The sequence below is a fragment of the Thauera sp. 63 genome (assembly GCF_000310165.2).
GTDB classification, from domain to species: Bacteria; Pseudomonadota; Gammaproteobacteria; order Burkholderiales; family Rhodocyclaceae; genus Thauera; species Thauera humireducens.
Window position 1 is genome coordinate 1 of record NZ_AMXC01000020.1, and the last position, 15227, is coordinate 15227.

At 66.9% G+C, this 15227-nt stretch carries 14 protein-coding genes; 7 read left to right on the forward strand and 7 right to left on the reverse strand.

From position 1 onward, the window contains the following. Nucleotides 1-141: 141 nt before the first annotated feature. Genes C664_RS14665 through rsmA form a run of 4 tightly spaced genes read left to right on the forward strand, consistent with a single transcriptional unit; the run spans nucleotide 142 to nucleotide 5576 of the window. A complete protein-coding gene (locus tag C664_RS14665) occupies nucleotides 142-2388 on the forward strand; it encodes an LPS-assembly protein LptD (RefSeq protein ID WP_083483102.1) in 2247 nt (748 codons plus the stop codon). Nucleotides 2389-2419: 31 nt separating this feature from the next. Continuing rightward, nucleotides 2420-3736, forward strand: coding sequence for a peptidylprolyl isomerase (locus C664_RS14670; RefSeq protein WP_038011997.1), 1317 nt, complete (start codon nucleotides 2420-2422; stop codon nucleotides 3734-3736). Continuing rightward, nucleotides 3733-4752, forward strand: coding sequence for a 4-hydroxythreonine-4-phosphate dehydrogenase PdxA (gene pdxA / locus C664_RS14675; protein WP_004262923.1), 1020 nt, complete (start codon nucleotides 3733-3735; stop codon nucleotides 4750-4752). The genes C664_RS14670 and pdxA overlap by 4 nt, the downstream gene beginning before the upstream one ends. A 20-nt stretch (nucleotides 4753-4772) precedes the next feature. Beyond that, the gene (rsmA, locus tag C664_RS14680; protein WP_004262925.1) at nucleotides 4773-5576 is read left to right on the forward strand and encodes a 16S rRNA (adenine(1518)-N(6)/adenine(1519)-N(6))-dimethyltransferase RsmA; all 804 of its coding nucleotides are present in this window, start codon (nucleotides 4773-4775) and stop codon (nucleotides 5574-5576) included. 83 nt (nucleotides 5577-5659) lie between these two features. Here the strand turns inward: rsmA and C664_RS14685 are convergent, their stop codons facing one another. The 6 genes from C664_RS14685 to C664_RS14710 form a co-directional block, all read right to left on the reverse strand. Next, the gene (locus C664_RS14685; RefSeq protein WP_004262927.1) at nucleotides 5660-5851 is read right to left on the reverse strand and encodes a YgaP family membrane protein; all 192 of its coding nucleotides are present in this window, start codon (nucleotides 5849-5851) and stop codon (nucleotides 5660-5662) included. A gap of 160 nt (nucleotides 5852-6011) precedes the next feature. Next, entirely contained in the window at nucleotides 6012-6713 is a 702-nt protein-coding gene (locus C664_RS14690; protein WP_004262931.1) for a Crp/Fnr family transcriptional regulator, read from the reverse strand. Between the two features lie 40 nt (nucleotides 6714-6753). After that, nucleotides 6754-7527 carry an exodeoxyribonuclease III gene (gene xth, locus C664_RS14695; RefSeq protein WP_004262934.1) on the reverse strand — a complete coding sequence of 258 codons (774 nt, stop codon included), beginning with the start codon at nucleotides 7525-7527 and terminating at the stop codon, nucleotides 6754-6756. Then, nucleotides 7524-9608 (reverse strand): M3 family metallopeptidase, encoded by a 2085-nt coding sequence (locus C664_RS14700; RefSeq protein WP_004262938.1) that lies wholly within the window; start codon nucleotides 9606-9608, stop codon nucleotides 7524-7526. Before C664_RS14700 ends, xth begins: the two co-directional genes overlap by 4 nt. Before the next feature lie 152 nt (nucleotides 9609-9760). Continuing rightward, on the reverse strand, nucleotides 9761-10534 hold the full coding sequence (locus C664_RS14705; RefSeq protein WP_004262940.1) for a DUF2189 domain-containing protein: 774 nt from the start codon (nucleotides 10532-10534) through the stop codon (nucleotides 9761-9763). A gap of 159 nt (nucleotides 10535-10693) precedes the next feature. Then, on the reverse strand, nucleotides 10694-11629 hold the full coding sequence (locus C664_RS14710; protein ID WP_004262942.1) for a phosphoribosylaminoimidazolesuccinocarboxamide synthase: 936 nt from the start codon (nucleotides 11627-11629) through the stop codon (nucleotides 10694-10696). Between the two features lie 149 nt (nucleotides 11630-11778). Here C664_RS14710 and C664_RS14715 point away from each other — a divergent pair, with 149 nt between their 5' ends. The 3 genes from C664_RS14715 (at nucleotide 11779) to C664_RS14725 (ending at nucleotide 14475) form a co-directional block, all read left to right on the forward strand. Further along, nucleotides 11779-12399, forward strand: a complete 621-nt coding sequence (locus C664_RS14715) for a DNA-3-methyladenine glycosylase I (protein WP_004262944.1) — start codon at nucleotides 11779-11781, stop codon at nucleotides 12397-12399. A 100-nt stretch (nucleotides 12400-12499) separates the two neighbouring features. After that, nucleotides 12500-13822: an IS1182 family transposase gene (locus tag C664_RS14720; protein ID WP_004251208.1), complete on the forward strand. Its 1323-nt coding sequence runs from the start codon at nucleotides 12500-12502 to the stop codon at nucleotides 13820-13822. A 224-nt stretch (nucleotides 13823-14046) separates the two neighbouring features. Next, nucleotides 14047-14475: a VOC family protein gene (locus C664_RS14725; RefSeq protein WP_004262946.1), complete on the forward strand. Its 429-nt coding sequence runs from the start codon at nucleotides 14047-14049 to the stop codon at nucleotides 14473-14475. Nucleotides 14476-14509: 34 nt separating this feature from the next. Here the strand turns inward: C664_RS14725 and C664_RS14730 are convergent, their stop codons facing one another. Continuing rightward, the gene (locus C664_RS14730; RefSeq protein ID WP_004262947.1) at nucleotides 14510-15172 is read right to left on the reverse strand and encodes a dioxygenase family protein; all 663 of its coding nucleotides are present in this window, start codon (nucleotides 15170-15172) and stop codon (nucleotides 14510-14512) included. Between the last annotated feature and the right edge of the window lie 55 nt (nucleotides 15173-15227).

Genomic DNA, 15227 nt, shown 5'->3' on the forward strand with positions numbered 1-15227 from the left:
GCGCAGCCCGCGCCTGCGACGCGATCCGCGCCGGCCCCCCGTGCTGCGCCGGCCTCCGCAGCCACGGACGCTGCGCGCGCCGGCACTCCGCCCGCTTCCGCGCCCCGGACCGCTGTCGAACGCGGACCCGCGCCGAAGCCCGTGGCTTCCCAGGACCCGTCGCTGGCCGCGGGGGACACGCTGATCAAGGCCCAGCGCATCCTCGGTACGCGCAGTGTCGAACTCGTGGCGGACGGCGATGCCGAGCTGCAGCGCGACGACACCGTGCTGACCGCCGATCGCGTCACCTACCGCGAGCCGGTGGATGAGGCCGTGGCCGAAGGCAACGTCGTGCTGCGTGCCGGCCAGGACACGATCACCGGGCCGAAGGCCACGCTGGTCATCGGCGAGAGCACCGGCCAGTTCGATACGCCGGCTTACACCTTGACCCGTGATCGGGCTCCGACCGCGGCCGGTGAAAGCGCCCGCCCGGTCTCCGGCAGCGGAAGTGCCGATGTGCTCCGGCTCGAAGGCGAGAACCAGTACCGCCTCAAGAACGCCACCTGGTCCACCTGCCAGGCGAGCGACCCCGACTGGTACATCAAGGCGCGCGAACTCGAGCTCGACTATGACCGTCAGGTCGGCACCGCGCAGGGCGGCTCGATCGTGTTCCAGGACGTCCCCATCTTCTGGATGCCCTGGGCCGAGTTTCCGCTCTCGGGCCAGCGCCAGTCCGGTCTGCTGCCGCCCACCTTCGGCTCCTCGAACAAGACCGGCGCGGACCTGGCGGTGCCCTACTACTGGAACATCGCCCCCAACTACGACGCGACGATCACGCCGCGCCTGATGAGCCGGCGCGGCATGCAGCTCGGCGGTGAGTTCCGCTACCTGAACGAAACCTACCGTGGCGAGTCCCGGGTCGAGTGGATGGCGAAGGACAACCTCACCGGCGAGGAGCGCAGACTGGCGTCGATTCAGCACCAGCATCGCATCACGCCGCAGCTTTATGCCACGCTCGATTTCAACTCGGTTTCGGACGACACTTACTTCGAGGATCTTTCATCCCGCATCGGGACGGTTTCAACCAAGAACTTGCTTCGGCAGGCGACGCTGTCCTACACAGGGGGGCAGTGGTGGCGCGCTTCAGCGCGGGTGCAGAGTTATCAGCCGTTGAGCCCCGATCCGGATAGTAAAAACTACGGCCCTTACCGCCGGGTGCCGCAACTGCTGTTCTCTGCCCTGAGGCCGGACCTGCCCCTGGGTCTCAATGCAAAGCTGGACGCCGAGTTCGTACGCTTCGAGCACAAGCGTGAGACAAATACCGAGGGTGACCGCTTGACGGCTTACCCGAGCCTTTCGTTGCCGCTGCAGGGCAGCGCGTGGTTCCTCACGCCCAAGGTTGGTGCCCACTTGAGCCAGTACACGCTGGATCGACCTGTGGACCATCCCAATCTGGATGACTCCATCACGCGCTCGGTGCCAATCACCTCCGTGGATGCAGGCTTGATCTTCGAGCGTCAAGCGAGTTTTTTCGGGAGCGATTTTCTCCAGACCCTCGAGCCACGCCTGTACTACCTGAACGTACCGTATCGCGATCAGGCCCAGATCCCGCTGTTCGACACCAGCGAGTTCGATGTGGGGTTCGCACAGATGTTCGCCGAGAACCGCTACTCGGGCAAGGACCGTATCGGTGATGCTAACGACCTGACCGCGGCGGTCACATCGAGGTTGATCGACGCCGAGACCGGGGTCGAACGTCTCAGGGCGATTTTCGGCCAGCGCTACTATTTCGACGATCAGCGGGTTACGCGCAACTATCTTGTTCCACGCAACGGATCGCTGCGCACCGTCGAAATCGAGGAGCCGCGAACATCCAGTCGGGCCGACATTCTCGCTGGCCTCGGAGGTCGGATCTCGAAGGAGATCTCGGTCGACTCCTACTTGCAATACAACCCCAGCGAAAGCAGCACCGAGCGCTTCAATGCGAATGTCCGTTACCAGCCGGACTACGCGAAGGTGCTGAACGTCAGCTATCGCTATGCGCCGAATGCACGTCTCAACCTCGATGGTTTCATCATTGAGGGAATGGAGGATGTCGATGTTTCGGGGCAGTGGCCCATAGGCAATGGGTGGTACGGCGTGGGGCGCGTGACGCGGTCCCTGCTGGAGAACCGTGTCACCGAAGCTGTCGGTGGCCTTGAGTACGATGGCGGCTGCTGGGCGTTCAGGGTGGCGGTACACCGCTTCGCGATCGAACGCGACGACGTTTCACAGGCCATCTACGTCCAGCTCGAGCTCAACGATCTGGCAGGCATCGGCTCCAACCCGCTCAGCCTGCTCACGCGCAGCGTGCCGGGCTATGGCAAGATCAACGCCTCTTCGGCCGACCGCGTGTTCGGTGTCGACTGAATCCGTGCGAGTCACCCCTCAAAATCACACCATGAACCGTAACCTGTCCCGTCCCCGTTTGCTGCTTGCCGCCGGCCTGTGCAGCCTGGCCTTGAGTCTGCCGTTGCATGCCGCACCGCGGCCGGTCGAAGTCGATCGCATCGTCGCGGTCGTCAACAACGAAGTGGTCACTGCCCTGCAACTGCGGGCGCGTGTCGACCAGGCCGTGCGCCAGCTCCAGCGCCAGGGGGTCCAGCTGCCGCCGGCAGACGTGCTCGAACGCCAGTTGCTGGAGCGGCTGATCGTCGAGCGTGCCCAGCTGCAACTGGCGCGCGAAACCTCGCTGCGCGTCGATGACGCCACGCTCGAGCGTGCGATCGACCGTATTGCTGCCAACAACCGCCTGAGCGCCGAGCAGTTGCGCGAGGCGTTGGCGAAGGACGGCGTGACGTGGTCGCGGTTCCGCGACGAGATCCGCACCGAGATCCTGCTGACCCGCCTGCGCGAGCGCGAGGTGGACAGCAAGGTCGTCGTGACCGACGCCGAGATCGACAACTTCCTCGCCAGCAATCCCGACGCCTTCTCGGGCCAGGAGTTCGAGGTCGCCCACATCCTGCTGCGCGCCCCGGAGCAGGCTTCGCCGCAGCAGATCGAGGCCCTGCGCGCGCGCGCCGAAGGCGTCATGGCCCGACTGCGCTCGGGCGAGGACTTCGCCCGCGTCGCCGCCGAGGTGTCGGACGCACCCGATGGCCTGTCGGGCGGCAGTCTGGGCTGGCGTCCGCTCGACCGCCTGCCGGCGCTGTTCGCCGAGGCGGTTCGCAACATGCGTCCGGGCGAGACTTCGCAGGTGCTGCGCAGCGCGTCCGGCCTGCACATCGTCCGCCTCGTCGATCGCCGTGGCGGTGGCGATGCGGCGGTGGCAAAGCTCGAGCAGACGCGGGCGCGCCATATCCTGATCAAGACCTCCGAGGTGCTGTCCGACACGGACGCCGAAGCGCGCCTGCTGGGCATCCGCGAGCGCGTGGTCAATGGCGCCGATTTCGGCGAGCTGGCCAAGGCCAGTTCGGCCGACCTGTCCGCCGCCAAGGGCGGCGATCTCGGCTGGCTGAACCCGGGCGACACCGTGCCCGAGTTCGAGCGCGCGATGAACGCGCTGCAGCCGGGCGAAGTCAGCGCCCCGGTGAAGTCTCCCTTCGGCTGGCACCTGATCCAGGTCGTCGAGCGCCGCGTGCAGGACGTCACCGACGAGCGCAAGCGCAATGCCGCCCGTGCCGCACTGCGTGACCGCAAGGCGGAAGAAGCCTACGAGGACTGGCTGCGCCAGCTCCGCGACAGCACCTACGTCGACCTGCGCCTGGAGCGCGAATGACCACAGGCCGTGGCGCGAAGCCGGTCGTCGCCGTCACCAGTGGCGAGCCGGCTGGCGTAGGGCCCGAGTTGTGCGCGCGCCTGGCCGGGCGCGAATGGCCGGTGACGCCGGTCATCCTTGGCGACATCGATCTCTTGCGCGCACGCGCCGCGCTCACCGGCAGTCCGCTGCGCTTCGTGCCTTGGGAAGGGCAGGCGTCGCCGGACGGCGCGCTGCCGGTCCTGCATGTTCCGCTCGCCCGGCCGTCCCGGCCCGGGGTGCTGGATGCCGCAAACGGGCGCTATGTGCTCGAGCTTCTGGATCGCGCCATCAAGGGCTGCATGGAAGGCGAATTCGCCGCCATGGTCACCGCCCCGGTGCATAAGGGCGTGATCTGCGAGAGCCTGGGTGCGCCCGATGCGATGCCTTTCAGCGGCCACACCGAGTACCTCGCCGAGCACACCCACACGCCACGCGTCGTGATGATGCTGGTCGGTGGCGGCATGCGGGTGGCGCTCGTCACCACCCACCTGCCGCTCGCGCAGGTGCCGGCGGCTGTCACGGCGCCGGCGCTGGAAGAAACGATCCGTATCCTGCATACGGATCTCGTACGCCACTTCGGCATCGCCGCGCCGCGCATCCTCGTCGCCGGGCTCAACCCGCATGCGGGCGAGGGCGGGCACATGGGGCGCGAGGAAATCGACGTCATCATCCCGGTGCTCGAGCGCCTGCGCGCCGAAGGCATGCAACTCATCGGCCCGCTGCCGGCGGACACGCTGTTCGTGCCGCACACGCTGGCGCAGGGCGACGCGGTGCTGGCCATGTATCACGACCAGGGCCTGCCGGTGCTCAAGCACGCGAGCTTCGGCGGCGGCGTCAATGTCACGCTGGGCCTGCCGATCATCCGTACCTCGGTGGACCACGGTACGGCGCTGGACCTGGCCGGCAGCGGCAAGGCCGACCCCGGCAGCCTGTTCGCCGCCCTGGACCTGGCCGCGACGATGGTCGCCACGCGCGCCGCGCGCGCCGCGCGCTGAGCGACACGACAAGGACGCCCATGCAAGACTTCGAGACCGACGGCCATCGCGCCCGCAAGCGCTTCGGCCAGAACTTCCTGTCCGACCCCAACATCATCCGCAAGATCATCGACGCCATCCGGCCGCAGCCGCGCGAGCTGATGGTCGAGATCGGCCCCGGCCTGGGCGCCATGACGGCGCCGCTGATCGAGCGCCTCGGGCACCTGCACGTGGTCGAGATCGACCGCGACCTGATCGCCCGCCTGCACGAGACCTATGCGCCCGCGCAGATCACGGTGCACGAAGGCGATGCGCTCAAGTTCGATTTCAGCAGCCTGTGCGCGGGCGGCGACCAGCCACTGCGCATCGTCGGCAATCTGCCCTACAACATCTCCACGCCCATCCTCTTCCATCTGGCCGAGTACGCCGACCGTGTGAAGGACATGACCTTCATGCTGCAGAAGGAAGTGGTGATGCGCATGGTGGCCGAGCCGGGCACCGAGGAGTACGGCCGCCTGTCGGTGATGCTGCAGTACCGCTTTCGCATGGGCCGGATGTTCGACGTGCCGCCGGGGGCCTTCCGTCCCGCCCCCAAGGTCATGTCCAGCATCGTGCGCATGGCGCCGCTGCCCAAGGATCAGCTGGGGGCGCAGGACGAGACGCTGTTGGGCAAGATCGTCACCGCCGCCTTCGGCCAGCGCCGCAAGACATTGAAGAACACGCTGCGCGACTACATGGGCGATGCCGACTTCGCGGCGCTCGGCATCGATCCGAGTCTGCGCGGCGAGAAGCTGTCGGTGGAGCAGTTCGTCGCCATCGCCAACCACTGCAGCGCGCGCGGCTGATCCACGCCGGAAGGCGAGTGCCGCGCCCCAAAAGAGAAAAGCCGGCATCAAGCCGGCTTTCTGCATTCTGCGGTGAGTGCCGCTTACTTCTTGTTCAGCGGGCAGGTGTTCATGCCGAGCAGGGTGTAGGCCGGGCACCAGCCCATTGCGCCGGTGACCAGCGGCAGGATGCCGATCCACGCCCACACCGGGCCGCCCATCAGCGCCCAGGCGATCAGCGCGATGCCGACCAGGATACGCAGGATCTTGTCGATGCCGCCAACATTCGTCTTCATGAGTTGCTCCTTGCAGGGATGGGACAGTGGCGCGATTGGATCACGCCGGCCCGTCGGCCGTCTGTAACCATGGTTACATAGCCCTTGCAGGATAGATGGCCCGCCGGCATTTTGCGAAGAACGTCGATGTCATGTGCGGCCGGTGCGCCCGGCACGACGCTCAGGCCTTGACTGAGCCTTCGGCCGACAGCCGGCGCAGGCCGGCCGGATCGAGGATCTCGACCTGCTCGCGTCCCAGCCGCACCAGCCCCTGGTCGGCAAAGCTCTTCAGCAGCCGGCTGACGATCTCGCGCACGCTGCCGAGCTCGTCGGCGAGCTGCTGGTGGGTGACGTGCAGCAGCCGACCCTTGCCCAGCAGCAGTGCGGCCAGGCGTTGGTCCAGCTTGCGAAAGGCCACTTCCTCGATCAGCTGCATCAGGTCGGCGATGCGTTCGGCGAACAGGTGGAACACGAAATCGCGGAACGGGCGCTCGGCCATCATCTCGTCGAACACGGCCTCGGGCAGCAGCATCAGCAAGGTGTCGGACTCGGTCACGCCGCGCGCGTTGTAGTCCTCGTGGCCGAGCAGGCAGGACGAGGAGATGATGCAGGTCTCGCCCGGCCCCACGCGGTACAGCGGCAGCTCGCGCCCGCTCGCCGCGCATTTGCTGACCCGTACCGTGCCCTCGACCACGAAGGGGAAGCCCTCGCAGGCCTGGCGGTCGTCGAACAGCATCGCGCCGGCGGGCACGCGCATCCATTGGGCACTCTTCAGCAGATGCGCGCGCGCGGGTGCGGACAGAGCGGCCAGAACCGGGTAGCGGCTTTCCAGACGCTCGGTTTCGGTCATCGGCACGGAGCCGGGCGCGGCGTTCGAACTCATCGGCACATTGTCGTACGGATTGCAACCGGACGGGACGCCGTCACGCGCCCAGCGCCAGGTCCAGCACCACCGGCGCGTGGTCCGAGGGGCGTTCCAGGCGGCGCGGTTCCTTGTCGACCACACAGCCGCGGCAGGCTTCGCGCAGCGCGGGCGATACCAGCAAATGGTCGATGCGCAGGCCGAAGTTGCGGCGGAAGGCCATCATCCGGTAGTCCCACCACGAGAACGCGCGCTCGGGCTGCTCGAACAGGCGGAAGGCGTCGATCAGGCCGAGATCCTGCAGCGCGCGGAAGGCGGCGCGCTCGGGCTCGGACACGTGGATCTCGTCCTTCCAGTCGGGGTGGGCGTCGCGGTCCTCGGGGGCGATGTTGAAGTCGCCGGCCAGCACCAGGCGCTCGTGCGTCGTCAGTTCCTCGCGCAGCCAGTCGGTGAGCGCGGCGAGCCAGCGCAGCTTGTACTCGAACTTGTCCGACCCTACCGCCTGGCCGTTGGGGAAGTAGCCGCACACCACGCGTACCCCGTCGATCGTGGCGGCGATGACGCGCTTCTGTTCGTCCTCGAAGCCGGGGATGTTGCGCACCACGCTGGCCTCGTCGATCGGCCGCGGGCTGAGGATGGCGACGCCGTTGTAGGTCTTCTGGCCGACGAAGACGGCGTGGTAGCCGGCCGCCTCCAGCTCGGCGACCGGGAAGGCCTTGTCCTCGAGCTTGAGTTCCTGCAGGCACAGCGCGTCGGGCTTGTTGGCCGCCAGCCAGTCGAGGACGTGCGGCAGGCGGACCTTCAGGGAGTTAACGTTCCAGGTGGCGATCTTCATGCCTGCGCCACCATGCCGCTGTGACGCAGCAGCGCGTCCACCCTGGGCTCGCGGCCACGGAAGGCCTTGAAGGACTCCAGCGCCGGGCGGCTGCCGCCGACGGCGAGGATCTCGCGCCAGAAGCGCTCACCGGTCTCGGGGTCGAGCAGGCTGCCACGGCCCGCGCCGGCTTCCTCGAAGGCTTCGAAGGCGTCGGCCGACAGCACCTCGGCCCACTTGTAGCTGTAGTAGCCCGCCGCATAGCCGCCGGCGAAGATGTGCGAGAAGCTGTGCGGGAAGCGGTGCCAGGCGGGCGGGATCATCACCGCCACCTCGCGGCGGACCTCGTCGAGCAGGGCCATCACGCGCTCGATCGGCACCGGGCCGGCGGAGGCATCCAGCTCACTGTGCAGGCGCAGGTCGAACATCGAGAACTCGAGCTGGCGCACGGTCTGCATGCCGCTCTGGAAGTTCTTGGCGGCGATCATCTTGTCGTAGAGCGCGCGCGGCAGTGGCGCGCCGGTGTCGACGTGCGCGGTCATGCCCTGCAGCACGTCCCACTCCCAGCAGAAGTTCTCCATGAACTGGCTGGGCAGCTCGACCGCGTCCCATTCCACGCCGTGGATGCCGGACACCGCGAGCTCGTCCACCTGAGTGAGCAAGTGGTGCAGGCCATGGCCGCACTCGTGGAACAGCGTGAGCACATCGTCGTGGGTGAAGGTGGCGGGTTTGCCGCCCACCGGGCCGGGGAAGTTGCACACCAGGTAGGCGACCGGCGTGTCGCTGCCCCAGGTGTTGCGGTGGCGGCTGCGCGCCGAGTCCATCCACGCGCCGCCACGCTTGGTGCTGCGTGTATGCAGGTCGAGGTAGAAGTGGCCGACGAGTTCCGGTCCGTTCGCACCCTCCTTCTCAATGCGGAAGAAGCGCACGTCCGGGTCCCAGCTCGGTGCCTCGTCGGGGAGGATGTCGACGCGATACAAGGTGCGGATCACGCCGAACAGGCCGTCGAGCACCTTGGGCTCGGGGAAGTACTGTTTCACCTCCTGATCGGAGTAGGCGTAGCGCGCCTGGCGCAGTTTTTCGGAGGCGTAGGCCACGTCCCAGGGCTCGAGGGTGTCCAGACCCAGCTCGGCCTTGGCAAAGGCTTTCAGCTCTTCCAGGTCCTTCTCGGCGAAGGGTTTGGCCTTGGCGGCGAGGTCGTGCAGGAAGCCGAGCACCTGCTCCGGCGTGTCGGCCATCTTGGGCACCAGCGAGACCTCGGCGAAGTTCCGGTAGCCGAGCATGCGCGCTTCCTCGTCGCGCAGCGCCAGGATGCGGCCGATGAGCGGGCCGTTGTCCAATTCCGGCTTGCCGAGCTCGGAGGCGCGGGTGGCGTAGGCGCGGTACATGCGCGCGCGCAGTGCGCGGTCGTCGGCGTACTGCAGCACCGGCAGATAGGAGGGCATCTGCAGGGTGAACTTCCAGCCTTCCTTGCCTTCCGCCTCGGCGGCGGCGCGGGCGGCCTCGCGCGCATCCTCGGGGATGCCGGCAAGGCCAGCCTCGTCGGCGATCCACTCGGCGTGGGCGTTGGTGGCGTCGAGCAGGTTCTCGGAGAACTTGGCGGCGAGCTGGGATTGCGCTTCCTGGATTTCCTGGAAGCGCGGTTTCTGGTCGTCGGGCAACTCGGCGCCGGAAAGGCGGAAGTCGCGCAGCGCGTGCTCCAGAATGCGCTGTCGCACCGGCGACAGGGTGGCGAACTCGGGGCTGTCGTGCAGCGCCTTGTACTTCTGGAACAGCGCCAGGTTCTGCCCGACCTCGGCGTAGAAACGCGAGATCTCGGGCAGCATCGCGTTGTAGGCCTCGCGCCATTCGGGCACGTCGAACACGCTGTGCAGATGGCCGACCACGCCCCAGGCGCGGCCGAGGCGCTCGCCGGCCTCGTCCATCGGGCTGACGAAGTCGTCCCAGCTCGGGGTGGCGGGGTCGGCGGTGAGGTGCTCGATCAGTGCGCGGTTCTCGTCGATCAGGCCGCGGATGGCGGGCTCCACGTGTTCCGGCTTGATGTCGGCGAAACGCGGCATGCCCGAGAAGTCGAGCAGGGGATTGGCGACGGCATCGTTCATGGAATCAGGTCTCTGCATGGGGTTGAGTTGCAGGCTATTGTGCCGCAAAAAAAGGCACGGGCGCCGCTATCGGCGCCCGTAGGGTTTCCAATGGCGCCCGCGGTGGGCAGGCACCCGGTTCAGGGCTTCGTCGGTGGACCCTCAGCGGACCCTCAGTGGACCAGCTCGCGATAGGCATGCCAGGTCGTGTGGCCTAGCAGGGGCAGCAGGATGACCATGCCGATCATCATGGTGGCGAAGCCGACCATGACGAGGCCGACGATGATCGCCGCCCACACGGCCATTGCACCGAGGTTGAGCCCGACCGCGCGCAGGCTCGTCATCGCCGCGGTGACCGTGTCCGTCTCGCGGTCCATGATCATCGGGATTGCGATGGCAGACAGCGAGAACACCACTGCGGCCAGGGCGCCGCCCACCACGAGGTAGGCGACGACGAAGTGAACGTAGTCGCCCGACAGGAACACGTCACGGAAGAAGTTCGATACGTCGGTGATCTCCCCTCCGTAGAACAGCGCGAACAGGATCGCCGAGATGCGTTCCCAGCCGATCAGGGCAATCGCGAGGAAGGCGCCGAAATAGGCCATGCTGTCGGCGTGGCGGCGCAGGCCGCGCAGCGAACTCATCAGCGAAACCCGCTCGCCACGCTCGTGTCGGCGGGAGATCTCGTACAGCCCGGCGGCGGCGATCGGGCCGATCAGGAAGAAGCCCGAGATGGCCGCGGTGAACAGATAGGGCATGTTCGCCGCGTAGGACAGGATCACGTAGCCGATCGCCGCCATCACGATGCCGTAGGACAGGCTAGCGCCGAGGTTCTCGCGCATGTCGCTCCAGCCCATGCGCAACCACTCGAACGGCCGTGAGGCGTCGACCTCGCGGATGTGGGGCAGATGGAAATGCTGCTCCAAGGAGTTGAACGGCTTGTCCATGGCAACCTCCGGTGATCGGACGTGGGTCGGAAAACACCGCACCGCCCCGCCGCGCGTGGCGGTGTCGGGTTGCTCTTTAGAGTAGGACAGCTTTCGCGAGTTCGCGAATGGGAGTTGTTCTTGTTCCGCGCGCCCGTGCAGCGCGCGGAACGTCGAGGCTCAGGCCAGCTTCTGGCCGGTCAGGCGCTCGTAGGCCTCGCGGTACTTGCCCGCGGTGTGCTCGATCACGTCGGCTGGCAGCTTCGGGCCGGGCGCGGTCTTGTTCCAGTCCAGCGTTTCCAGGTAGTCACGCACGTACTGCTTGTCGAAGGACGGGGGGCTGATGCCCTCGCGGTAGCTGTCGGCCGGCCAGAAGCGCGACGAGTCGGGAGTCAGCGCCTCGTCGATCAGGTGCAGCGTACCGGCGGCGTCGATGCCGAACTCGAACTTGGTGTCGGCGATGATGATGCCGCGGCTGGCCGCGTAGTCGGCCGCCTCGGAATACAGCGCGATCGCCGCCTTGCGCGCTTCCTCAGCCAGCTGGGCGCCGGTCTTGCCGGTGCCGGCCAGCGCGTCCTTCATCAGCGCGTCGCAGCGTGCCTGCGCCTGCTCGAAGGAGATGTTCTCGTCGTGCTCGCCCATGTCGGCCTTGGACGAGGGCGTGAAGATCGGCGCCGGCAGCTTGGCCGCCTGCTGCAGGCCCGCCGGCAGCGCGATGCCGCAGATTGCCCCGGTGGCCTGGTAGTCCTTCCAGCCCGAGCCGATCACGTAGCCGCGCACCACCGCCTCGATCGGCAGCGGCTTCAGGCGCTTCACCACCAGCGCGCGGCCGCGCACCTGGTCGCGTTCGTCGGCGGCCACCACGGTCTCGGGATCGATGCCGGTGAGCTGGTTCGGCAGGATGTGTGCGAGTTTGTCGAACCAGAAGTTCGCCAGCGCCACCAGCACGCGGCCCTTGTCGGGAATCGGGTCGGGCAGGATCACGTCGAAGGCCGACAGGCGATCGCTGGTCACGATCAGCAGCTTCTCGTCGTCGACGGCGTAAATGTCGCGCACCTTGCCGCGGCCGAGCAGCGGCAGGCTCTTGATGGAGGTTTCGAAAAGGGGCGTCGCCACGGTGGGGCCTCGGGTTGCTGGCAAAGATGGGATTATATGGGAGGTGAAGGGCCCTGGCGGTGTTGCATCCAAACGACTCTGTGGTCGCGTCGGCGGGATCCAGGTCGGAGCCGGGCGCTCCTGTTGAAGCAACGCGTGGAGAATCAGCGATGAGTGTCACCTTTTCAGGGCCTGACGGGAAACCACGGTGCCACTGGTGTGCCGCGGCGCCTGAGCTCCTTGCGTATCACGACCGGGAATGGGGGTTTCCGGTCGATGACGACTTTCGGCTGTTCGAAAAACTGTGCCTGGAGGGCTTTCAGGCCGGACTGAGCTGGCGCACCATCCTCGCGAAGCGGGAGAACTTCCGGGCGGCTTTCCATGGCTTCGACTACAACCGGATCGCGCGGTTTACGCAGGACGACGTCGCCCGCCTGTTGCAGGATGAAGGCATTGTGCGGCATCGGGGTAAGATCGAGGCGGTCATCAACAACGCGCAACGTGCGATTGAACTGGCGAACAGCGAGGGGTCGCTGGCCGCCTACTTCTGGCAGTTCGAGCCAGCGCCGGGCGAGCTTGCCGCGCCGCAAACGGCCTCGACATCGGCCGGGTCTATCGCACTCTCGAAGGTGTTGAAGAAGCAAGGCTGGAAGTTCGTCGGCCCGACGACCATGTATGCCTTTATGCAGGCGATGGGACTCGTCAACGATCATGCCGAGGGCTGCATCGTGCGAAGCGCGGTCGATGACAGCCGAAGAAGCTTCCATGTGCCGGGTAGAGAGAGTTGGTGAGCCCGATGCAAATAGCCTCGCACTAGGAGTCTGCGCGGCAGAAGCCAAGCGTCGGTGAGTTAAGTCCTCCCGGGCGTTTCGGGGCCGGTAGACTGTCGAGATGACGAGCTATCTGCCCTATTGCCCGCAGCAGCAGATGCTGCTGCCCCAGGCGCTGCAGGAGTGGCTACCCGAAGGCCACTTGGCGTACTTCATCAGCGACGCGGTCGACGGGTTGGACCTGAGCGCGTTCCACGCCCGGTATGCCGGTGGCGGACCGCGCAACCAGCCGTTTCATCCGGCCATGATGGTCAAGGTGCTGCTGTATGCGTACGCCACGGGCGTGTTCAGTTCGCGCAAGATCGCGCGCAAGCTGCACGAGGATGTGGCGTTCCGGGTCCTGGCGGCAGACAACTTCCCGGCCCACCGCACGCTGAGCGACTTTCGCGCTGTCCATTTGAAGGAGCTGAGCGAGTTGTTCGTGCAGGTGGTACGACTGGCCCGCGAGATGGGGCTGGTCAAGCTCGGGACGGTGGCCATCGACGGCACCAAGGTCAAGGCAAACGCCAGCCGCCACAAGGCGATGAGTTACGGCCATATGGTGAAGGCGGAGGCCGAGTTGAAACGGCAGATCGAGGCGCTGCTCAATCGGGCCAAGGCCGCCGACGACGCCGAGCGGAACGAGCCCGAGCTGGATGTGCCGGCCGAGATCGCGCGGCGCGAGGCGCGGCTGACGGCGATTGCTGAAGCCCGGGCGCGGCTCGAGCAGCGCCAGCGCGAGGCCGATCAGGCGCGCGGGCGCAGCGACGATGACGACCGTCGCCCGCGCGGCGGTGACGGCAAACCGAAGGGCGGGCGCTACAAGCGCGACTTTGGAGTGCCCGAGGACAAGGCGCAGGAGAACTTCACGGATCCGGACAGCCGCATCATGAAGCGCGCCGGCGGCGGGTTCGATCCGAGCTACAACGCCCAGACGGCGGTCGACGAGACCGCCCACATCATCGTGGCGGCCGAACTGACCAACAACGCCAGCGACGCCGGGCAACTGGCGGGGGTACTGCAGGCCGTGCGCGACAACGTCGAACAACGACCGCGCCAGGCGCTGGCCGACACCGGCTACCGCTCGGAGCAAACGTTCCGGGAACTCGACGGGTGCGGGACCGAACTGGTGGTGGCGCTGGGCCGGGAAGGCAAGCGCCGACTCGGTTTCGACCGCGAACGCAATCCGCACACCGCACAGATGGCCGACAAGCTCGAGAGCGAGGCGGGCAAGAGCGCCTACCGAAAACGGAAATGGATCGCCGAACCGCCCAACGGCTGGATCAAGAACGTGTTGGGATTCCGGCAGTTCAGCCTGCGGGGCCTGGAGCGCGTCAAAGCGGAGTGGAAGCTCGTCTGTATGGCGCTGAACCTGCGCAGGATGAGCACATTGAGGACGGCATGACGGGAAAAGGGGGCAAACCTGTCCCCGTTGCCGTCCGGCATGCGCGCCGCGACGTCGCAAAGCAACTTAACCACGGCCTCAGTCTCTTGCCGCACCTCTCGGTTCGCCAATCGTTCTGCTAAAAAACACGCTCTGGAGTTCTGCCGCGCAGACTCCTAGCCTGTCATTCCCAAGCCCTCCGACCTACTATTACAGGTAGTTGATTGTCATCACCAGGAGGGGTAGTGGAAGCGCAGGAGCTACATCGCGGTCGTCTGATCGATCACATCCAATTGGTCGTGCGTGATCTTTCGGCTAGCAGGGCCTTCTATGCAGCCATCCTCGATGTCCTGGGAGTTCCCATGGGGGGCAGCAGTGAGGAGTATTTCTGGGCGGACGAGTTGTTCGTTTCGACGGCCGAGAGCGACGCTGCGCAAGGTCGGCTGACCGGGCGCCATCACTTGGCCTTTCAGGCGCAGGACCGGGCCATGGTGGACGCCTTTTACAGCGCTGCACTGGACCACGGTGGCAAGGACAATGGCGCCCCGGGAGAGCGCCCGTACCACCCGGGTTATTACGCCGCGTTCGTGCTCGATCCCGACGGCAACAACATTGAAGCCGTTCACCATGGAGACGCGGTTCGCAGCGCTGCGTCGGTTCGCATCACCTTCTAGCCCGAGCATTCCGGCCACCTTCGCCGCGCTCGCTTCAGGCCGAATGCGTCTCGAACAACCCCGCCAGCACCGGTGACAGCACGAAGTCGAACGCGGCCGAGCGCGTCGCGACCGGATCGTCCGCCGGGACGAAGTCCGCGAGCAGCAGCGGGCGCAGGGCCTCGGGCACGCGCATGAAGATTCCGTCGCGCAGGTTGAGCGGCTCGCCGGCCACGTAGATCTGGGTCACGAAGGGGCGGGCGCCTTCCTGGAACACCGCGGCGTGGATGTGCGGTGTGCGCCCCGGGTAGGGCACGGGGCGGATGGTGCGGAAGCGGTAACGCCCTTCGGCGTCGGTGATCGTGTGGCCGAAGCCCTGGAAGTTCGGGTCCTCATCGGCGTCGCTGCGGTCGCGCGGATGACGGTAACGCCCGTTGGCGTCGCACTGCCAGATCTCCACGCGCAGGCCCGCCAGCGGCCGGCCGTCCATGTCCAGCACGCGGCCCGAGAGATCGGCGATCTGACCGGCGGCGCGAACGCTGCTGCCCTCGACCCGGGTCAGGTCGTTGTCCTTGTGCAGCGGTGGCGTGAGCGGATAGAAGGGGCCGGCGGTCTGGCTGGGCGTCAGCGCGCGCTGTGCCGCGACGAGCGGCGCGGAAATCAGCGCCGCACTGCCGCCGAGGACGACCTGGCGGCGCAGTCTGGAATGGGACGACATGGTGCGGCTCCCGTGGTGCAGATGCACTGAGGACCTTCGCCGTCGGCTGCGGTTC